Here is a 20989-nt window from a genome sequence, read left to right on the forward strand (position 1 = left end):
CTTTCATTGGGAAATAAGCTTATTTGAAATATTTTCTTACCATTGGATAATACATAAGATTGATATAGATATGGATTACCACCAGGACGACAAAGCTGGAAAGGACATTGAGAGGTGTGAAGGCTCCCAGTATCCCTAAAATGACATAGAGGGCTGGCAGAAGTCTCTGATTTACATTGAAGAGAATGAGATAGCACTGTTCATAGTTGGCTTGCAGCTCTGATTCATCATAAGAGAGGGCAAATTCTTTTATTTCCTCAGTAGTCGGAAAGGCTGATAGCTTATAGTGCCGTACCTTCTGAACTGTCTTTAAAAAGATAACTTGCAAAATAAAATAAAGAAAGGCAATCGCATAATCTATAAGACTCCACTGAAGCGGGCTCTTATGATTAGTGATATTTTCAATAAAAACGACTCCAACTAAAATCGTAAAAAGAACGATAGCGCTGCTGATATTAAAGACAATAGTCGCATATTCCAGATTTTTAAAGGTTAAGCGGTACCATTCATAATTCTTATCCTCATCTGCTTCTTTTTCATAAGCTTCATTGTATTTACGGGTCCGATAAATCAAGAAAAAGACCAATGGATAGAGGATGATAAGACTAGCCCGACCCAACTGGCGCAGCAGTTGAACAGTAAAAATAGCCGACCAACTGATGTTTTTTAGCAGACCAGTTTCAGAAAACAAAACAGACAGAGCACCTACAAAAGCTCCAGCTAGCAATATAAGGACATTATATAAAACTCTTTTCTGTGTAGATATACGCTTTTGCTCTTTCACGACTTCTTCTCCTTTATTTTTTTACAATAGATGATACAAGAATGCTGAGGCTGAAGGACTGTTTTAGCTCCTCTTGAAATGAATCTTAATCGGTTCTTCATTCTGCTTCCTCCACCAGCCGAAAGATATTCTCAACATTTTCATTGAAAATATGGGCAATCTTAAGGGCAATCACAATCGATGGGGTATATTCGCCTCTCTCAATAAGGCTGATTGTCTGCCTGGAAACACCGGCCAGCCTAGCCAGTTCTGTCTGGTTGAGACCGTCACGCGCCCTCAACTCCTTGAGTCGATTTCTTAATTTCATTAAAATCCCCCACTTCTCCTAAAGCTCGATAGACCGAATGTCTTCAATACGAATCAGCTTGGTCTTGGTCTGACCTTTTTTATCTGTCATGCTCAGCTTGACCCATTCTTCATCCACATCCACTACCAGCCAGTTTACCAGCCAGTTATTGGTTCCAATTGACTCGCTCATAATTGTCGGCTTCTTTCCAATCATTTCTTTTAAAAATCTTGATATTGTTTTGTTCCCCTTTCTTTTTCTTTCTAAAGATTTTATCCGTCCCTGCATCCGTTTTAGTTTATTGGAAGAATCAATCCAATCAATCCCAAAGATAAAAACCATAAAAGTCATCGGAAGCAAGAACCATAAGAATGCATTCATAAGCGTCCCTCCATTTCCTGTTCAAAAGCATTGTAACAGATTCTTTTCTTTTTGACAAGTATATTTGTCAAAAAAATAATAATCTTTGTCAAAAACACCATTATCATAGACAAATAAGGGGCTGGGACAAAAGTCCTAGCCTCTCAATTGTCTTTGGATTGTCGAGCAAGACGCAGTGGTTGAGTGGGCTCTACTACGCTGATTTCATCAGCTTTTACAGCCCTACTCAACTGTGCGGAGGTGGGACGACGAAATCGAATTCTAACGAATTACCGATTTCTGTCCCACTCTCTTTTCCTTTATTCATCTACTTGAGAAAATACTTCTTTTAAAATAGCAATTCCCTGCTGAATTTCCTCCCTGCTGATAGTCAAAGGCGGCAGGAGACGGATAACATTTTCTCCGGCTGTCAGGATAATCAAGCCCTTCTGGCGAGCAGCTTCAACAAGCCTTGACAGACTAATACTTGTTTCAATCCCAATCATCATGCCCAAGCCTCGAACAGCAGAAATCTTTGGATGGTCCCGAAAAGCAAGCTGCAGCTGCTCCAATAAGATATCACTCTTAGATCTGACTTCTTCTAGAAAGCCCGCTTCTTTCATGATATGCAAGGTCTCCAAGGCAGCTGCCATAGCTAATTTATTGCCACCAAAGGTAGAGCCATGACTGCCAGGTCCAAGAGCGGAAGCCAAGCTGGATTTTCCTAATAGAGCACCAGCGGGCAGGCCATTGGCCAGACCCTTAGCCAGTGTCACAATATCCGGTATAATCCCATAGTGCTCAAAGGAATAAAGCTGACCCGTGCGCCCCATACCTGTCTGGACCTCATCAACAATCAGCAAAATCTCCTCTCGTCGGCAAAAATCAGATAAGTTTTTGACAAAGGCTGCTTCTGCTGGACGAACCCCCGATTCTCCTTGGACCAATTCTAGCATGACAGCTGCCGTATCCTGATTGACCAACTTTTCTACGCTGGACAGATCATTGTAAACCGCATAGCTGAAATGGGGAACTCCATCACCAAATCCTTCCTTAATCTTATCCTGTCCTGTTGCGGCCATAGCGCCAAAGGTCCGACCATGAAAGGATTGCTGAAAAGTAATAATGCCTTGCTTGCCAGTAGCTTTGCGGGCTAGCTTAATAGCTGCTTCATTGGCTTCTGCTCCGCTATTACAGAAAAAAGCTAAATAACCATAAGGACCTGCCAGTTCCTGAGCCACCTGCTCTTGCAGAGAGCTAAGATAGAGATTGGGACTGTGCCAGATGAGCCCTGCTTGCTGGATCAAAGCCTGCTGGACCTGCGGGTGAAAGCCAAGATTGGTTACACCAATCCCCGATGAAAAGTCTAAATAATACTTTCCCTCACTGTCAATCAGATAGGAGCCCTCTGCTTTAACAAACTCAATAGGCGCCCGCTTGTAGTTTTCAAATAAATAAGTCATCGTTATCCCTCTGCTATCAAGGTGCCCGTCAAAAGATTATCGCCAATCAGAACCTGTCCGACACCGGAAAGCACAGTCTGAACAGCACTCTCGATCTTAGGAATCATGCCGCCCTTGATGACACCTGTCTGAATCTTCTTGGAAACCTGACTGGTCAGAAGCTGGGGCAGGACTTTTTTGTCCTCTAGAACCCCTTCTATATCTGTCATCAGAATTAGTTTCTCTGCCTGTAAGCTGCTGGCAACTGCCGCTGCTAGATAGTCTGCATTGATATTTAAGAACTCGCCAGCCGTATTTTCCCCTAGCGAAGCCAGCACTGGGACTATGCCCGCAGCCAGCAGCTGCTCTAGATAAGCAGTTTGAATCGCCTTCACCTGACCGACATAGCCATAGAGGTCTTTATCAATAAAATCTGCCGAAACTGTCTTCCCCAAATGTGAAACCAGCTGAAGGCTTTCAATATCTGAATCGTTCAGTTCTTGTGTCAGCGTCCGGCCAACTTGATCAAGCAAGGCCTGCTCAATAATGGGTAAGTCAGACTTAGCTGTCACCCGTAACCCCTTAACCTTGCGAATAGGTAGCTGACGCTCTTTCATGAGTTGATTAATGACCAGACCGCCCCCGTGAACAACCACGATTTTCTTACCAGCTGCTATCCACGCTTGCATTTGCTTGATAAACTTAGTAGACAGCTTTTGCGCAGCAACGCCACCAATTTTTATAACAATCACATCTTTCATTGCATTTCTCCTTAGGTTCTATAGAGGGCATTGATTTTCACATAATCATAGGATAAATCGCAGCCCCAGGCCTGAGCTTCAGCGTCCCCATCGTGTAGGTCAATCATCAAGGTCAGCAGCTCCCCAGCCATGGCATCACTAGTCCCCTCGGGGTCAAAAGTCACGGGGCTAGAAGCCTGCATAACTGGGATCCCCTCAATCCAAATATCAATGTCATCAACCGAGACATCTGCTCCCGCATAGCCGATAGCTGCTAAGATCCGGCCCCAATTGGGATCTTGACCAAAGATGGCGGTTTTAACCAAGCTAGAGCCAACGACACTCTTAGCAATCATACGCCCGCTCCGTTCATCCTTGGCATGCCGAACATTGACCTCAATCAGCTTGGTTGCTCCCTCCCCATCCTTGGCAATTTTTTTAGCCAAGTCAGCCATAAGATAGTGGAGCAACTTGGAAAACTTTTCAAATTCCTCCGTATCTGGCAGAATTTCTTCATTTTGTCGGCAGCCGTTAGCCATAACAAGCACCATATCATTGGTCGATGTATCTCCATCCACCGTAATCTGGTTGAAAGTCGTCTCCACATGCTGACTGAGAGCCGCTTGCAGGGTAGCACTAGAAATATTAGCGTCACAGGTGATAAAGGCCAGCATAGTCGCCATATTCGGATGAATCATGCCCGATCCCTTAGCAACTCCCGCCATAGTCACCAGGTCTGTTCCAAACTCTTCTGTGACTACACAGGTCTTAGTGCAAGTATCTGTTGTCAAGATAGCCTCAGCAAAATCTTCTGCCTTACCACTCACCAAAATCTGTGACAGACCATTTTTCAGAGCATCCATTGGAAGCTGCTCGCCGATGACTCCTGTAGAAGCCAGACCTACCAAGTCGGGCTCAATCTTCAGCTTTTGAGCAGTCAATCGCTGCATCTCATAGGCAGCATCCAGTCCCTGCTGTCCTGTACAGGAATTGGCAATACCAGAATTAACTACTATTGCTTGCAATTTTTGGCTCTTTTGGATTGATGCTTTGGTAACTAAAAGCGGAGCAGCAATGACCTTATTGGTCGTATAGACTCCTGCCACACTGGCCGGAACTTCTGATACAATCCAGCCAAAATCCAACTTCTTTTTCTTAAAGCCAGCGTGTAAACCATCAGCCGAAAAGCCTAACGGACTGGCAATCGTTCCATCAATAGTTTTCATATCTAACCCTTTCTCATCTAGACATAGGACGGTTGACTGAGCAAACCATCTGTTTCAGGGAAGCCCAGCATCAGATTCATATTTTGAACTGCCTGACCAGCAGCCCCCTTAATCAGGTTATCCAGCACAGCTACGACAGTTAAAATATTTGTCACAGGATTATAGTCAAAACCAATATCTGTATAATTAGTACCAACAACCTGGTGCAGACTCGGCAGAGCAGCTTGGATACGGACAAAAGGCTTGTCCTGATAGCATTCCTGATAAATAGCAATCAGTTTTCCCCTAGTCAAAGGTTCTTTTAACTTGCTGTAAACCGTCGCTACGATGCCACGATTGAGCGGAATGAGGGAAGTTGAAAACTGAATCTGCTGCAATCTCTTATCAAAACGCTGCAACTGTTGCACAATCTCAGGAATATGCTGATGCTGATTCAGCTTGTAAGTCACATAGTTGTCGTGCACATGGACAAAATGGCTGGATGCAGCTGGATTTTTCCCCGCACCTGTCAAGCCACTCTTGGCATCAACAATAATGGAGCCCAACTCAATAGCTTGAGCCTGCAGCAAGGGAATCAAAGCCAACTCTGTAGCCGTCGCATAGCAGCCGGGATTGGCAATAAATCGCTCCCCTCTGACATCTGTAAATTCAGACAGTCCATAAATAAACGCTTTTTGAACATGGCCTTCAGCTGGCTCTTTCTGATACCATTTTTTATAAATATTCCCTGGCAAACGATGATCACCAGAAAGGTCAATAACTGGAAATCCTGCTTCCACAAAGTCTTTTGACAAATCTTTAGCCACTCCGCTTGACGTTGCAAAGAAAACAAGATCTGCTCGTCGCATTATTGCCTGACTGTCGAAAGCTTCTATTTTCAGGTCGCAAATCCCCTTCAAATGAGGATATAACTCTGACACAGGAGAGTTCATATCTTGGCTGGCATGAAGGGAAACGACTTCCGCCTGTGGATGCTGCAGTAAAATACGGAGGAGTTCCATTCCTGAATAACCAGTAATTCCTACAATCGAAATTCGCATATTTTTAAAATACCTCCGTATAAATATGCGTTTTATTTTACTCGCATATTTTCCCTTTGTCAAGTATTTTCTGTATTTTTATGCAATATTTTTGGAAATATCATTAATTATTTGAAAGAACATTCATGATTTCTTGCCTTAAAGCGGCTTATTTGCTTCTCATACAGATAAGTAAGCGAGCTAAGAGCACAGAAAAAGATCTGCCCAAAGAGCAGACCTTTTCATCTATCTGTTATCTAATATTACAACTTCTCAGCAACCGCTGCTAGCAGGGCTGGAATAGCGGATTGCTTACTGCCGCCGGCCATAGCCATGTCTGGCTTACCGCCGCCTCGACCATCTACAATCGGCGCCAATTCCTTAATCAGATTACCAGCATGGATGTCCTTGGTTTTGCTGGCTGCAAGAACATTGACCTTATCACCAATTGCTGCGACCAATACAAGAACATCTGAATAGTCCTTCTGCTTCCAAGTGTCCGCAAAGGTACGCAAAGCACCTGCATCAGAAACAGAGACCTGACTAGCAATGAAGCTGTGGCCATTTGCTTCTTGAACATTCTTGAAGACTTCACCAGAGGCCGCTGCTGCTGCCTTTTCCTTGAGTTCCGCATTTTCTTTTTGGAGTTGACGAAGCTGCTCCTGCAGTGCTTCAACCTTGTGAGGCACCTCTTTGATTTGTGGTGCCTTGAGGGTCGCTGCAATAGCCTTAAGCGCCTCTTCTTCCTCACGGTAGGCTTCAAAAGCTTCCTTGCTGGTGACTGCCAAGATACGGCGAGTTCCAGATCCGATACCCTCTTCTTTGACAATCTTGAAAATACCGATTTCAGAAGTGTTGCCTACGTGAGTTCCTCCGCAAAGCTCGACAGAGTAGTCGCCGATGGTTACGACACGAACTTCTTTACCATATTTTTCACCAAAGAGCGCCATGGCACCCATTTCCTTAGCCGTGTCAATATCTGTCTCTACTGTCTCAATGGCAAGAGCTTCCCAGATTTTCTCATTGACTTCTTGCTCAATAGCGCGCAGCTCTTCTGCTGTCACCGCTTGGAAATGCGTAAAGTCGAAGCGCAGGAATTCTACTTCGTTCAGAGATCCAGCCTGCGTCGCATGGTTACCAAGAACATTATGCAGGGCTGCATGCAGGAGGTGAGTTGCCGTGTGGTTTTTCATCACACGGTGGCGGCGGCTGTAGTCAATTTCCAGTTTATAGCTTTGACCCAAAGTCAGAGGAGCTAAGACTTCCACAGTATGCAGAGGCTGACCATTAGGAGCCTTTTGCACATCTGTCACTTGCGCTACCAGATTACCAGCCGCATCAAAGATTTGACCGTGGTCGGCCACCTGACCACCCATTTCAGCGTAGAATGGCGTTTCTGCAAAGATGAGGGCAGCCGTGCCTGTCTCAACAGACTCCACTGCTGCATCATCTGCTACAATAGCAAGAAGTTCAGCTGTCAGCTCTTCTTTTTCGTAGTTAAAGGCACTTTCTACGGTAATGGCCTGCAGGGTTTCATTTTGCATGCCCATTGAGCCGCCCTTGACGACAGACGCACGCGCCCGATTCTGCTGCTCTTTCATAGCTGCTTCAAAGCCAGCACGGTCCACAGTCATGCCTGCTTCTTCAGCGATTTCCTCAGTCAACTCCAGTGGGAAGCCATAAGTATCGTAGAGTTTGAAAGCATCTTGACCAGAGATGATTGTTTGACCTTTTTCTTTCAGATCTGCTACGATGCCTTGGGCAAAATGCTGACCAGAGTGCAGAGTACGAGCAAAAGATTCTTCCTCACTCTTGATAATCTTTTCGATAAAGCCTTTCTTTTCAAGGACTTCTGGATAGTAGCTTTCCATAATCTTGCCCACAGTTGGTACAAGCTTGTAAAGGAAAGGCTCATTGATACCCAGCTTTTGGCCATGCATTGAAGCACGACGAAGCAGACGACGAAGGACATAGCCGCGACCTTCATTTCCAGGAAGAGCGCCATCACCAATGGCAAAGGAGAGCGAGCGGATATGGTCTGCGATAACCTTGAAACTCATATTGTCGCCATCTTGGTCATAGACCTTGCCGGACAGTTTCTCTACTTCACGAATGATTGGCATAAAGAGGTCGGTCTCGAAGTTAGTCTTAGCCCCTTGGATAACAGCGACCAAACGCTCCAAACCTGCGCCCGTATCAATGTTCTTATGTGGCAATTCCTTGTACTCGCTACGCGGTACAGCAGGGTCAGCGTTGAATTGTGACAAGACAATATTCCAGATTTCGATATAACGGTCATTTTCAATATCTTCTTCTAAGAGACGGACCCCAATATTTTCTGGATCGAAAGCCTCACCCCGATCAAAGAAAATCTCTGTATCCGGCCCAGAAGGTCCCGCACCGATTTCCCAGAAGTTGTCCTCAATCGGAATCAAATGACTAGGCTCAACGCCCATAGCAATCCAGCGGTTGTAAGAGTCCTTGTCGTCTGGGTAGTAGGTCATGTAGAGCTTGTCTTTGGGAAAATCAAACCACTCAGGGCTAGTCAAAAGCTCATAAGCCCACTCAATCGCTTCATCACGGAAATAATCGCCGATAGAGAAGTTGCCCAGCATTTCAAACATGGTATGGTGGCGGGCAGTCTTTCCAACATTTTCAATATCGTTGGTTCGAATGGCCTTTTGAGCATTTGTAATCCGAGGATTTTCTGGAATGATGGTCCCATCAAAGTATTTCTTGAGGGTTGCTACACCAGAGTTAATCCAGAGCAAGGTTGGATCGTTGACCGGCACCAAGCTGACAGATGGTTCTACTGCATGACCTTTAGTTGCCCAAAAATCCAGCCACATTTGACGAACCTGAGCACTTGACATTTGTTTCATTTGTTTTTTCTCCTTAAATTTTTTCTAAAAAATTGCATTATGATGACGAACTTTCCAGCATTTCGACATAATCAATAGCGACACAGAGGGAAATCACCAAATCTGAATAAGTCTCCTCATAGATATGAACCTGATAAGTAGAGGTCAGATGAAAGAGCTCTTTGGTAATCTCTGCAACGACTTGATTGCTGTCATCCAACAGACGAAAGTTTAAATCCCAGATATTCCCTTCAACCCGAAGACCCAAATTATCAAATTTATACTTATCACGCAAAATAGTGAATTTCTGACGGATATAAAAGCTATGCCCGCTGCTGAGTTTGATTTCAAACTGGGGCAGGAAGGTTAGAAAGGTCTTGGTAATCTGACTGACGATTTGACCCTGACTATCATAGATAGTAAAACTCTTAGGAATCTGGAAGAAAGAGCCTTCCACTTGGTAATCCACATTTCCTCGATCGTCCTTGATATCAAAGCGTTCGCCGCCTAAGCGAAATTTCTGTTTGACAAGATAGGTTTTCATTATGTTACCTCCACAGTCAACATAAAAGACAAGTTCCTTGTCCGAAGGGCGAAAAACCGCGGTACCACCTTCATTCAATGAACTTGTCATTCTCATTTCGTATTCTATTTTTCAAGATGAGTAGCATGATTCTCCGTCTCAGATGGCTCGCAGCACCGCCAATTCTCTGAACTAAGAACTTGAAAAATCAATTCTCACCAGTCTTATTATACTTGCTTATTGTCTTTTCGTCAACCTTATTCTGCGGCTGATGATGAAGCTTCTGCCGAACTGCTTTCGGCTGCTGAGCTGGACTCAGAAGTCTTTGAGCTGCTGGCAGCACTTGATGAAGAAGTTGAAGAACCTGTCGTTTCGATATACTGAGCAAAGACAGATTGGAAAGCACCGTCCTTAACCTTGATGTTGGCATCTTTCAGCTCTTTAGCGACAACGCTTTGGATAAAGCTAGTATCTTTTTCTTTTTGCGCAATGATAATCTTTTTCAGCTTATCTTTGTAGTCTTTCCAGTTAGAAGATTTCTCTGACTTCTTGACCAGCTTAACAATATAGTAGCTTGCTGAGTACTGTGAATCTGGCACAGTCACAAGGTCTGAAACGCCATTTTCTTCCAAAGCAAAGGCAGCTTTTTTGACAGCATCTGGAACATCAGTAGAGCCAGAGTCAAACTTGATTTCTCCGCCTTTTTCCTTAGTGGCAGCATCGGTAGAGTTTTCCTTAGCGATTTGACTGAAGTCTGCTCCTTCTGCTTTAGCTTTTTCAAGAACTTCCTTACCTTTGTCTTCGCTGGCAACCTTGATGATTTGAGCTGTTACTTCTGGCGTGTAGTTTTCAAAGGCAGCCTTGTAGTTTTCGTCAGTCAGCTCTTTTTCAGCAGCCTTCTTAACGGCATACTCTACCAGCATATTGGTGCGGATTTGCTCCTTGTAGGCATCTTCAGTCAATCCGTTTTGAGCCAGGACTTGAGCAAACGCTGTTCCGTATGCAGTTTTCGATTTTTCAAAGGCATCTTTAACGTCTTTGTCTTTAACATCTTTGCCGTATTTTTCTTCAAAGATGTCTTTGATAGCCATCTGCAGCAGGACCTGCTGAGCTGCACCATTATTTTTCACTTGATCGTAAAATTCATTGACAGTAATCGTGTTTCCTTTCATGGTCACGATATCCTTGCCTTCTGAGTTAGAACATGCTGCTAATACAGCGACTGACAAGAGTGTCACAGCTCCTGCAAATATTTTTTTCTTCATTTTATATTGACTCCTTATTCTTAAAAGTTCATGTTTTCTATTGTAGCACAAATTTGAATTGATATCTTAAATTTTACTAAAAATTTTTGGAAATTAGGAAAAAATCAGAGATGTCATTTTTTTCTAATCATAAGCAGCCCATCTCCCAAGGGAAGCAGACTCGCAGTTAAATCTGGACTGTCCAAAGTTGCGTCAAAAAGACTGTGCAGTCCTCGGTAAATGGCCCGTTGACCACGCTTAATATCCTCAAAAGGCTTGGCAATATCGCCACCTTGAAAGACATCATCAATGAGAACCAGGCCACCAGAATTGAGGCGCTTGAGGACCTGAGGCAGAAAGACCACATACTTGGATTTGGCAGAGTCCATAAAGACAAGGTCGTAAGAATCCTCTAGTGTCTCAAGCAGATCCATTGCGTCACCTTCCAGCAGGGTGACCTGCTGACGGCTGTCATACTTAGCAAAATTAGCCTTAGCAAGCTCAATCATCTCTGGATTGCGGTCAATAGTCGTAATCTGAGCCTGAGGCGCATGTTCCGCCATCAAAAGGGCAGAAAAGCCAATAGCCGTACCGATTTCTAAAATCTTCTTTGGCTGGAGACTTTCGACTAGCAGGCGGAAGTAGGCTACTGTCTCATGAGGAATCACGGGCACATTTTCAGCTCTGGCAAAATCCTCCAGCTCCTTGAGTCCACCAGTAACTGGCTGGAGACGCTGTCTCATAAAGTCTACAATTTCTTCTTTGACCACTGGCCGACGCATATTGGGATTAGAGTTTTGATTATAAGTCTCGACCATCTTATGCCAGTCCCAACTTTTCTACCAAGGCTTCAAATTCATCCAGACGACGTTCAAAGACAGCAAAAGCAGCATTTAGGTAGTCTTCTTTTTCCATATCCACACCTGCTTTTTTGATGACATTGAGTGGATAGTCAGAGTTCCCGGCTTTCAGATAGTCCAAATACTTGTCCTTATCTTCCTGACTGCCATGGACAATCTTTTCAGCCAGGGCAGAAGCCGCTGAAAATCCTGTCGAATATTGAAAAACATAGTAGTCATAGTAGAAATGCGGAATCCGTGCCCATTCGTACTGAATCTGCGGATTGTCTTCTTTATTCAAACCATAGTATTTCTCGTTCAAATCAGCGTAGAGCTCATTGAGAAACTCGCTGGTCAAAACTTGACCTTCTTGGTCAGCCTTGTGGATAGCATGCTCAAACTCCGCAAACTGGGTTTGACGGAAGACTGTGCCCCGGAAGCCATCCAAGAAGTGATTGAGGATAGCAAAGCGAGTAGCATCGTCCTCTACTTCTTCCAAGAGCTTCTCTGTCAGGATATTTTCATTAGTCGTTGAAGCAATCTCAGCTAGGAAGATAGAATAGTCTCCATAGACATAAGGCTGGGTCTCACGAGTATAACTGGAGTGCATACTGTGGCCTGTCTCGTGCACCAAGGTAAAGAGATTATCCAGCGTGTCCTGCCAGTTGAGCAACATAAAGGCATTGGTATCATAAGACCCGCCTGAGTATGCTCCTGAGCGCTTGCCTTGATTTTCATGAACATCAATCCAGCGCTCTGAAAAAGCTGTCTTGACTCGGCTCAAGTAATCCTCACCCAAAATAGCCAGGACTTCCTCAGACTTAGCCAGGGCTTCCTCATAAGTGAATTTGTAGTCTGTCTCTGACAAAGGAGTGTACATATCATACATCTTCAAATCAGAAATGCCTAAAATCTTCGCTCGCAAAGCGATATAACGCTGCAAGAGAGGCAAATGCTTATTGACAGCTGAAACTAGGCTGTCATAGACGCTTTCTGGAATAAAGTCCGCTGACAAGGCCGCTTCGCGGGCAGATGAAAACTTGCGGACTTTCGCATTATAGTTGTGAACCTTGACATTGGTCTGCAAAGTCTTAGCATAGGTATGCTGATACTGCTCGTATACGCTGTAGAGAGCCTCGTAAGCTTCCTTACGGACTTCTCGGTTCTTAGACTCGACCAGGGTGATATAGTTACCGTGGCTGAGCTGAACTTCATTTCCATCTTCGTCATGCACCATCGGAAAGACGATGTCTGCATTATCCAAGATAGCAAAGGTTTCGCCCGCTGCACCAAAAATTTCACCAGCACCAGCCAGTAGCTCCTCTTCACGCTGTGTCAGGATGTGAGCCTTCTTTTTCAAAAGCTTGTCAAAATAATGCTGATACAGCTGTAAACCTGGCTGCTCAGCCAGGAAAGCTTGGTACTGTTCTTCTGTAATCGACATAAATTCGGGCTCGTAGAAGGCAAAGCTTTGACCAAAATCGCTGTAAAGAGTCATGCCTTTAGCCTGATACTCTTGGTACTTAGCCACACGTGTATCCTGGTCATTCTTCATATGAGCATAAGAATAAAGCTTTTCAATACGACGCATCAAGTCCAACTGGATTTCAGTCGTTGTTAAGAGACTGTCCGCTGAATCCAGCAAATGCCCAGCCAGAATAGCTGCTTTCTTCACTTCTTCTGAAACCTGCGCCAACTCCGCTTCAAAGGCTTCATCTGTTAGGAAAATGGTACTCAAATCCCAAGTATATTTTTCTTCAATTTCATTTCTTTGTTTTGCCATAAAAAAATCCTCCGACTCCCCTATTTTATCACAAATCAACGCAAAATCCTTGTATAAAAAGCCGGTGAATAAACAATTTGCAGATTTTTTTGCTGGAGATTGGCGTAATAGTTCTTAAACTGCTGGTAATAGCCAGTCAAATCAGTAGTTATCTGACAGAAGGAGGCAGCTTGTATTGGGCGAACCTGTGGATAGAAATCCTCTGCAGTCTTAGTCAAGAGATTATCGCCATTCTGGTAGAGCTGGGCCTGCAGCCTCATCCATCTAGGCTGCTGGTAATAAAGCTGACGGCGGATATAATTGCAGATCTGCGGATCTTGCTGGGCCAGAAAGCTGTTCATCTCCTGCTTTTGAAAGGGCAAACGCAAAATATCCAAAAGCCGGCCGTGACCAAAGGGAAAGTTCTTGGTCTTGTGCTGGACCTTTCCATGCAGATCTTCGTGAATCAGGTATTTGAGACGCAAAACTTGCTTTTCTTGATCCAGCTCCCAAAGATGAAAGCCCATATTTTTACTAAAATAGAGAAAATCCTTCTGCAGACGGGTTAGGGAATCCTTGAGCCAAAGTTTTCGCCCCAAGAGCCAGAGGACCTGATAGCCATGCTGGCGGTAAGAAAGCGTCCGTTCCTGCAGTCGTTCTTTACTTAGAGGACTGCACTGGACTTCAAGCGCCAGTTTTTCATTAACCAGCAAATCAGCAATCTGCTGCAGAGCAGGCAAAAAAGCCTCCACCTCAACTTCTTCTGTTTGGACAGCCCAGCGAAAAAGCTCCGCCTTAAGATTGAGGTGCTCAGCGCTCTCATTTTCCCTATAAAAACGACACTCTTCTAGCGAAACATGCGCAAAATGCGGCTGCATAACTTTACCTTTTTTAAAACGGACTGCCCCTGAACAAGCGGGGCAGACGAAATCAGCTCCCTTCTCAATCTTCTCCTCCAGAGCATTACACAAAAGCCCCTTATGATTTCGCGCCACAAACATATCCTAGCCCCCTCTAAAATTTCTCTCATTTACTAGAATATTCGCAAAAGAAAAGAGAAACTATCTACACCATCAAAAAACGAGTCGAGAGAACATCTCTCCGACTCGTTTTTCATTATCCAAATAATTGATTTCCTTTTCGTTCTGGCAATTTCAGAAAGAGGGCCAGCAGACAGACTAGACAGATGACTGCTGCTAGAAAGAAGTTCATTCCTTCGTAACCCCAACTGTCCAGAAAATGGCCGGCCAGATTTTGAATGAGAATGGTTCCTAGACTGCGGGCTGTCTGAACCAGAGCAATGGCTGTTACCAGATATTTTTCATCGACCAAGCTGGCTACGATTTTCAGAGTCACCATAATCAAAACCATGCCAGTCACGTGCTTGGAAAAGAGAGTCATTCCGATTTTCGAAATCAAACCTAGATCCAAGGCATAAACACTGTACTGGAGAAAGATGATTCCCAGACAGATATAAAGAAGCTTTTTCATCGAAAGCTTGTCCATAAAGAGATAGGAATAAAAGATAAAAGGCGCTTCAACCAGAACTGATAAGGCAACGACAGTCGAAGCCATATCTACCTCTAAGCCACTATGCTGTAGCATGGCAGGGATATAGGTATGACCAGTATTCCCCACCCCTGAGTAGAGGGCGACCAAAAGCAGGTAAAAGAGATAGGTTTTGTTGGTCAAGAGCTTCCCCAGACCTGTCTGCTTGCGGGTATTCTTGCTTTCTAGGGCTGCTCGATCGTGCTTGGGCTGGATTCCCAAAAGTCCTATGCTGCTGATAAGCATCATTCCAATAAAAACTGGGAAAATAGCCTGCGGTGCGACTCTTTGATAGATTAGTCCTGCTAGCTGAGATCCTAAGGCATAGCCAATGGTTCCCCAAATCCGAATCTTACCATAAGTATAAGGACTTTGAGCCGCCAGAACATCCATGACTGGATTGACCCCGTTGATTAACATGAGCACTAGACTATACCAGACCAAGAGCTGCCAAAGCTGAGTCGCTTTCATGAAAAATACGGCCCCGACCATCATGGCTAGAAAGCTAAAAAGGAAGATCTTTTTAATCCCCAAAGCATCGCTGAGAACTCCAAAAATCGGCTGAGCCAACATGGAAGCAAAGAAGGAAGCTGACACTACCATCGATACTTGGGCATTAGAATAGCCTAAGTCCTGCATATAGACTGATATCAGAGTCTAAAAAAGAGAATAGGCTAGAAAGAAAAAATTAAAGAGTAAAAAATGAGCTAGATAGCTGTTGTGAAACTTTTTTTGCATCGAAATCTCCTTAAGACAGAAAGAAAACTCAGCGAAAGAACTGAGTTTTAGCTTGGAAAGTCATTCCGTTCGTCTGTGACAGAGGACATTCCCTTTATTCAACATCTGTATTTCTACGACGTTCCTGCTTTGCAGCCTTGCGCTTTTGACGACTGCGGTATTCAAAGTACAGAATGATTAACAGGATGCCAACAGGCAGCAGAATCAACATCTTATCGCTGAAGAACACACCATACCAAGGCTTACTTTCCGACTTGCTGCCAGTCACATTTTCAATAGCCTGAGCAACTGGATTCTCAACTTTCTCGACTTTCATTTCATCAGAGATCTTGCTAGACAAGGTCTTCAAGCCATTTTCAGCCTTGAGAACATTGTTTTCTACCTTGACCTTAGGCTCGGTTCCCTTTTTAACAGTAGCGTAGAAATCCTCAGGCAGCTTATACTTCTGTCCATCAATCTCCTGCTCACCCTTGGATAAGAGTTTTTTGTATTCATAATCCGCATAAGCCTTCTCGATCAAAGCATTACCAAAAGGATGGCGGTAATACTCACCGTCTTGGTCAGACCAGTCACCGACTCCCATAATCACGGCAATCATGCGCTGATCTCCACGCTTAATGGTCGCGATATAGTTGAAAGCACCGTTAGGACTAGAGCCCGTCTTCATACCATCTACACCTTTGAGAGCGTATTTAGCACCCGGCAGGGAGTAATTATAGGTTTCAAAGGTCTCCTCGTAAGGAGTTCCAGCTTTAACCGTAACCTTGGCTTTATTAGTATAGTTTAGAATCTCAGGATGGTGATTGACAAAATTGTAAGCCAGAATCGCCAAATCACGGGCTGTTGTCTGATTGCTGAGAGTATTATCATAATTCTGAGGATTATAATAGCCCTTGAAAGAAACCGCTGCTGCACCGCTGGCATTGAACCACTTGGTATTGGTCATGCCCAGCTCTTGAGCCTTGGCGTTCATCCGATCCAAGAAAGCATCTGGATCATTATCCGATAGATAATTGGCCAGCATGACGGTTGTCGCATTGGATGAAGGCACGATTGTCATAGTAATGAGCTCAGATACGGTATAGTCTACACCCGCGACAATCTTATTATTTGAAATTTCATAAATATTAGCGATGGCCTGATCCTGAGGTGTAGCTGTAATGACTGTCTTTTCGCTGATTTTTCCTTCCTTAATCGCTTCAAAGACCAAGTAAAGCGTCATGAGCTTGCTCATACTGGCTGGGTCACGCACCTCGTCGACATTATCCTCCCAGACAACATCACCTGTACTGCCGTCAATAACAAGAGAAGACTTGGGACGATTAATCGCCTGAACATTATCATGCGGATACATCTTTTTTGCCATATCCACCAATTCATCAGCCCTAGCAGCTAGTGGCGCTAACGAGGTCAGGAACGCAATTCCCAATAACAAAAGCTTTTTCTTCACAGGATCCTCCAAAGAACAATTATACCTATCTAGTATATCATATTTTACGCAAAGTCAACCATAAATCTAAAAATCCTACCTAAAAAATAGATAGGAAATTAAGAGACTTTTATCTGGCAAAGCTAGTTTTATAGCAACAACATCAAAATCTTAGTGATTTAACAAGCTAAGAGCTTCCTTATCAGCGATAATTACAACATCCGGATGCTTCTGGAGAGCACTGCCTGGCAGCTCCTCTGTCACTTCACCCTCAACAGTCCCTGCTATAGCCTTGGCCTTAGCTGAACCGTAAGCAAAGAGGATGATGGACTTGGCATCAAGGATATTGCCAATCCCCATGGAAATAGCCTGAGTCGGAACATCTTCCATCTTGTCGAAGAATCGAGCATTGGACTGAATGGTGGACGGTGTCAGATCTACTAAATGAGTCTGACTGTCGAAACTGGTTCCCGGCTCATTAAAGCCGATATGACCATTCGTACCAATCCCCAAAATCTGCAAATCAACAGGATGCTCTTTAAGGAGCTGATTGTAACGCTCTACTTCCGCTTCCAGATCCTTTGCCGCTCCATTGGGCAGGAAGTTTTCTTTAAATGGCTTTTGATTAAAGAGGTGCTGGTTCATGAAATAACGATAAGACTGTGGATCGTCTCCCTGCAAACCAACGTACTCATCCAGATTGACACTGACCAAATCCGACAAGTCAAGGTCACTCTCAACTACCTGCTTGTAAAAACCTTCTGGACTGCTGCCTGTAGCAAGGCCCAAAGTTTTTGCCCCCTGAGCTAGTTTTTCTCTGAGCAATTCAAGAGCTGCCTTGCCGCCCTCTACTTGGTTTTCCACTTGAATAATTTTCATTTTTCTACCTCCACATCTTTTCTTAATTCTATTATATGGTATAGACCAATTTTTGTCAAGAAAAAGTCGGTAAAATGAAGAGATTTTTAAGTCATGCTCGCTTCCTTTTGCTACAAATCGTGTTATAATAGAACCATGTTTTTACTGAGTGTTTTATTGATTTTATTTTTAGTCGGAGTCTTGCTCTGCAGCTTGAGTTTCCTCTTGAAAAAACAGCGAGGCTGGCAGATGCTAAGCTTGATTTTGGGCAGCTTGCTCACAGCCAGTCCCTTCCTACTGGCAGCCTACCTACTCTGGCTGATGAAAACAATATAAGGAGATACCATGAATACCGCTGATTTTGATTTTGACTTGCCCGAAGAGCTGATTGCTCAGACGCCTTTAGAGAAAAGGGATGCTTCCCGCTTGCTAGTGGTTGATAAAGAAACGGGAGCCTTCTCCGACCAGCACTTTGACCAGATTATTGATCAACTCCAGCCTGGCGATGCCCTAGTTATGAATAATACGCGTGTTTTGCCTGCCCGCCTTTATGGTATCAAGCCTGAGACAGGAGGCCATGTCGAGCTGCTGTTGCTGAAAAATATCCAGGATGATGACTGGGAAGTTCTAGCCAAGCCAGCCAAGCGTCTCAGAGTAGGTGCTCAGATTTCCTTTGGCGATGGCCGCTTAACTGCTACTGTGGTAGATGAGCTTGAGCATGGCGGCCGAATCGTGCGCTTTGGCTACGAAGGGATTTTCCTAGAAGTCCTGGAAAGTTTGGGAGAAATGCCGCTTCCGCCTTATATCCACGAAAAACTGTCAGACCGCGAACGCTACCAGACTGTCTATGCCAAGGAAAACGGCTCTGCCGCTGCGCCAACTGCTGGACTTCATTTCACAGAAGAGCTATTGGAGCAGATTGCTGCCAAGGGAGTCAAGCTGGTCTATCTCACCCTTCATGTCGGACTGGGAACTTTCCGACCGGTTTCTGTAGACAGCTTAGATGATCACGAGATGCACTCCGAATTTTACAGTCTGTCCGAGGAAGCTGCCCAGACACTCCGTCAGGTCAAGGCAAATGGCGGACATGTCATTGCAGTCGGAACAACATCTATCCGCACCTTGGAGACAATTGGTAGTAAATTTCAGGGTCAGATTGAGGCTGACTCTGGCTGGACCAATATTTTTATCAAGCCGGGATACGATTGGAAGATCGTTGATGCTTTTTCAACCAACTTCCACCTGCCCAAGTCAACTCTGGTTATGTTAGTCTCTGCCTTTGCCGGACGTTCCTTAACACTTGAAGCTTATGAGCATGCTATTGCTGAGCGCTATCGCTTCTTCAGCTTTGGTGATGCCATGTTTATCAAATAACTATAGGTGAAAATTTATGAATAAAATTGAAAGCAGACACCGTCTCATCCGCTCCTTAATCATGGAAAAGAAAATCCATACCCAGCAAGAACTTCAGGAGCATTTGGAAGCAAACGGCGTCATTGTAACCCAGTCCACTCTTTCACGAGATATGAAAGCACTCAATCTGGTCAAGGTCAGTGAGAACGATACTTCCTACTATATCATCAATAGCATCGCGCCATCCCGTTGGGAAAAACGCCTCCGCTTCTACATGGAGGATGCTTTGGTCATGCTGCGGCCAGTTCAAAATCAAGTCGTTATGAAAACTCTGCCTGGGTTGGCTCAATCTTTCGGTGCAATCTTAGATGCTCTAGAACTGCCTCAGATTGTTGCTACTGTCTGTGGTGATGACGTCTGTCTGATTATCTGCGAGGATGATCAAGGGGCCCTTGACTGCTTTGAGAAGCTCAAAGAATTCACCCCACCATTCTTCTTTAGTAAATAAAAGCTGAGACAACATTGCCTCAGCTTTTTCTATTTACGATTTTTGCCTCAATGAAACCCATTAGTGAATCAGCAAGCCATATTTGACTAGAGCAATGCATTACCGAAGATAGTTTCAAAAAGTCAGCATTTAAGGTGTCGTAGCCAAACGATAAATAGCCCCTGCGTAAATATCCATTGCCCGATATAGATCAGCTAAGAGCAATCGTTCATTGACCTGATGCTCTGTCTGATCAGCTCCCGGAAAGAGAGCGCCGAAGGCAACACAGTTAGGCATCGTACGAGCAAAGGTCGCTCCGCCAGAAGACATAGCTGGACTGTTGTCTCCTGTTTTCTCCTGATAAATTGCCATCAGAGTGCTGACCAACTCGCTGTCCAAAGGTATGTATAGCGGAGCCAAGTAATCAAACTCCTGATAGGTCAGCCCGTATTGACTGGCTATTTCTGCCAGCTTTTCAACCAACTTATCCTTGTCTGCCAAGACCGGAATCCGCATGTCAATCCGAATCTCAGAGCGGTCAGAGCTTAAAGTCAGACCAGCAACATTAAAGGAAAGAAAGCCCGTCGGTTCATCAGACACAGGACCAAAGAGATGGCTGCCTGTCGCATCTTCACCAACCGCCTGATCAAGAAAGGCAAGAGCCGGATGCGAATCCAGGGACTGCAAGACCTTGGCTAGGCGAATAATAGCATTGACTCCTTGAGCGGCATCCTTAGCGTGCTTGGGCAAGCCGATAACCGTTACTTCTTCTGCCGTTCGCTCATATTCATAGCCTAAACCTTCCAAGCCAGCAACGACTGACTCCAGTAAGTCACCTGAATAGGAAGCCTTGGCAGGAACAACATTAAAAGCTTGACCAGCTTCGAGCTCTAAAGTATCAGAGCCAGGTCCTTCTAGCTTAAGCTGCAGAAGCCCCTTCTCAGCATAGGTCAAAGGGAAGGAAGAGTCTGGTGCAAAGCCAAGTGTAGCCTGCTCTTCTAGCTGGTTGTATCTACCCATACAACGCCAAAGTGTCTCCTCATCTGTACCAAAGATAAAGCGAACCCGCTTTTTAAATTCCACTCCACTGTCCAGCAATGCTTTTACAGCATAAAGAGCGGCCATGGAAGGTCCCTTGTCGTCCTGCACCCCACGACCAAAAATCCAGCCATCTTTGACAGTGGCTTCAAAAGGCGGCGTCTGCCAGTCCGACTCATCACCTGATGGAACAACATCCAAATGACAGAGAACGGCCAGGAGCTGGGCTCCATGACCGATTTCTGCATATCCGTAATAACCTTTAGGGTCGAGGTAGGTTGTAAAACCTAGCCCCCGACAGATTTCCAAAGTTTTTTCTAGGACATCTTGGATAGCTTGTCCAAAAGGTGTTCCATTTTGACCTTCCTTCAGTACTGAAGGATAGGAAACGATTGTTTTCAAAGATTCAAGAAAATCTTCTTTAACTTCTTCCGTTATAAAATTTTTCATGG

At 44.5% G+C, this 20989-nt stretch carries 20 protein-coding genes; 3 read left to right on the forward strand and 17 right to left on the reverse strand.

Features of this window, described 5'->3' with window-relative positions; all coding sequences use genetic code 11:
* Positions 1-19: 19 nt before the first annotated feature.
* The 16 genes from RWS24_RS01280 to RWS24_RS01355 all read right to left on the reverse strand — a co-directional run bounded on the left by RWS24_RS01280 (position 20) and on the right by RWS24_RS01355 (position 17680).
* A complete protein-coding gene (locus RWS24_RS01280) occupies positions 20-784 on the reverse strand; it encodes a DUF3169 family protein (RefSeq protein ID WP_314364745.1) in 765 nt (254 codons plus the stop codon).
* Between the two features lie 97 nt (positions 785-881).
* Positions 882-1091, reverse strand: a complete 210-nt coding sequence (locus tag RWS24_RS01285; RefSeq protein ID WP_061592685.1) for a helix-turn-helix transcriptional regulator — start codon at positions 1089-1091, stop codon at positions 882-884.
* Positions 1092-1109: 18 nt separating this feature from the next.
* Positions 1110-1451, reverse strand: a complete 342-nt coding sequence (locus RWS24_RS01290; protein WP_314364749.1) for a hypothetical protein — start codon at positions 1449-1451, stop codon at positions 1110-1112.
* Between the two features lie 299 nt (positions 1452-1750).
* Positions 1751-2893: an acetylornithine transaminase gene (locus RWS24_RS01295; RefSeq protein ID WP_314364750.1), complete on the reverse strand. Its 1143-nt coding sequence runs from the start codon at positions 2891-2893 to the stop codon at positions 1751-1753.
* 2 nt (positions 2894-2895) lie between these two features.
* On the reverse strand, positions 2896-3633 hold the full coding sequence (gene argB / locus RWS24_RS01300; protein ID WP_314364752.1) for an acetylglutamate kinase: 738 nt from the start codon (positions 3631-3633) through the stop codon (positions 2896-2898).
* An 11-nt stretch (positions 3634-3644) separates the two neighbouring features.
* Positions 3645-4838, reverse strand: coding sequence for a bifunctional glutamate N-acetyltransferase/amino-acid acetyltransferase ArgJ (argJ, locus tag RWS24_RS01305; protein ID WP_314364754.1), 1194 nt, complete (start codon positions 4836-4838; stop codon positions 3645-3647).
* Positions 4839-4855: 17 nt separating this feature from the next.
* The gene (gene argC / locus RWS24_RS01310; RefSeq protein ID WP_314364755.1) at positions 4856-5878 is read right to left on the reverse strand and encodes an N-acetyl-gamma-glutamyl-phosphate reductase; all 1023 of its coding nucleotides are present in this window, start codon (positions 5876-5878) and stop codon (positions 4856-4858) included.
* 242 nt (positions 5879-6120) lie between these two features.
* The gene (gene alaS / locus RWS24_RS01315) at positions 6121-8739 is read right to left on the reverse strand and encodes an alanine--tRNA ligase (protein WP_314364757.1); all 2619 of its coding nucleotides are present in this window, start codon (positions 8737-8739) and stop codon (positions 6121-6123) included.
* A gap of 37 nt (positions 8740-8776) precedes the next feature.
* Positions 8777-9358 carry an LURP-one-related family protein gene (locus tag RWS24_RS01320; protein ID WP_314364759.1) on the reverse strand — a complete coding sequence of 194 codons (582 nt, stop codon included), beginning with the start codon at positions 9356-9358 and terminating at the stop codon, positions 8777-8779.
* A 140-nt stretch (positions 9359-9498) separates the two neighbouring features.
* Complete coding sequence (prsA, locus tag RWS24_RS01325) at positions 9499-10506, reverse strand: peptidylprolyl isomerase PrsA (RefSeq protein ID WP_314364761.1); 1008 nt, start codon at positions 10504-10506, stop codon at positions 9499-9501.
* 113 nt (positions 10507-10619) lie between these two features.
* Positions 10620-11303 (reverse strand): O-methyltransferase, encoded by a 684-nt coding sequence (locus RWS24_RS01330; RefSeq protein WP_314364763.1) that lies wholly within the window; start codon positions 11301-11303, stop codon positions 10620-10622.
* A gap of 1 nt (position 11304) precedes the next feature.
* The gene (gene pepF, locus RWS24_RS01335) at positions 11305-13107 is read right to left on the reverse strand and encodes an oligoendopeptidase F (protein WP_314364765.1); all 1803 of its coding nucleotides are present in this window, start codon (positions 13105-13107) and stop codon (positions 11305-11307) included.
* Between the two features lie 35 nt (positions 13108-13142).
* Positions 13143-14087, reverse strand: coding sequence for a competence protein CoiA family protein (locus RWS24_RS01340; protein WP_314364766.1), 945 nt, complete (start codon positions 14085-14087; stop codon positions 13143-13145).
* A 115-nt stretch (positions 14088-14202) separates the two neighbouring features.
* Positions 14203-15273 carry an MFS transporter gene (locus tag RWS24_RS01345; RefSeq protein WP_314364767.1) on the reverse strand — a complete coding sequence of 357 codons (1071 nt, stop codon included), beginning with the start codon at positions 15271-15273 and terminating at the stop codon, positions 14203-14205.
* A 193-nt stretch (positions 15274-15466) separates the two neighbouring features.
* Positions 15467-16822 carry a DUF1958 domain-containing protein gene (locus RWS24_RS01350; protein WP_314364769.1) on the reverse strand — a complete coding sequence of 452 codons (1356 nt, stop codon included), beginning with the start codon at positions 16820-16822 and terminating at the stop codon, positions 15467-15469.
* A gap of 150 nt (positions 16823-16972) precedes the next feature.
* The gene (locus tag RWS24_RS01355; protein WP_314364770.1) at positions 16973-17680 is read right to left on the reverse strand and encodes a glucosamine-6-phosphate deaminase; all 708 of its coding nucleotides are present in this window, start codon (positions 17678-17680) and stop codon (positions 16973-16975) included.
* Between the two features lie 135 nt (positions 17681-17815).
* Between RWS24_RS01355 and RWS24_RS01360 the strand changes: the two genes are divergently transcribed.
* The 3 genes from RWS24_RS01360 to RWS24_RS01370 are packed head-to-tail and all read left to right on the forward strand — an operon-like array spanning position 17816 to position 19520.
* Complete coding sequence (locus RWS24_RS01360) at positions 17816-17995, forward strand: hypothetical protein (RefSeq protein WP_314364868.1); 180 nt, start codon at positions 17816-17818, stop codon at positions 17993-17995.
* 9 nt (positions 17996-18004) lie between these two features.
* Positions 18005-19033 (forward strand): tRNA preQ1(34) S-adenosylmethionine ribosyltransferase-isomerase QueA, encoded by a 1029-nt coding sequence (queA, locus tag RWS24_RS01365; RefSeq protein WP_314364771.1) that lies wholly within the window; start codon positions 18005-18007, stop codon positions 19031-19033.
* Positions 19034-19049: 16 nt separating this feature from the next.
* A complete protein-coding gene (locus tag RWS24_RS01370) occupies positions 19050-19520 on the forward strand; it encodes an arginine repressor (protein ID WP_002896068.1) in 471 nt (156 codons plus the stop codon).
* A gap of 129 nt (positions 19521-19649) precedes the next feature.
* On the opposite strand, the gene RWS24_RS01375 is transcribed toward RWS24_RS01370, so the two are convergent.
* Complete coding sequence (locus RWS24_RS01375) at positions 19650-20987, reverse strand: dipeptidase (protein ID WP_002925460.1); 1338 nt, start codon at positions 20985-20987, stop codon at positions 19650-19652.
* Positions 20988-20989 lie beyond the last annotated feature (2 nt).

Origin of the sequence: uncultured Streptococcus sp., from assembly GCF_963528215.1 — a bacterium.
GTDB lineage: Bacteria > Bacillota > Bacilli > Lactobacillales > Streptococcaceae > Streptococcus.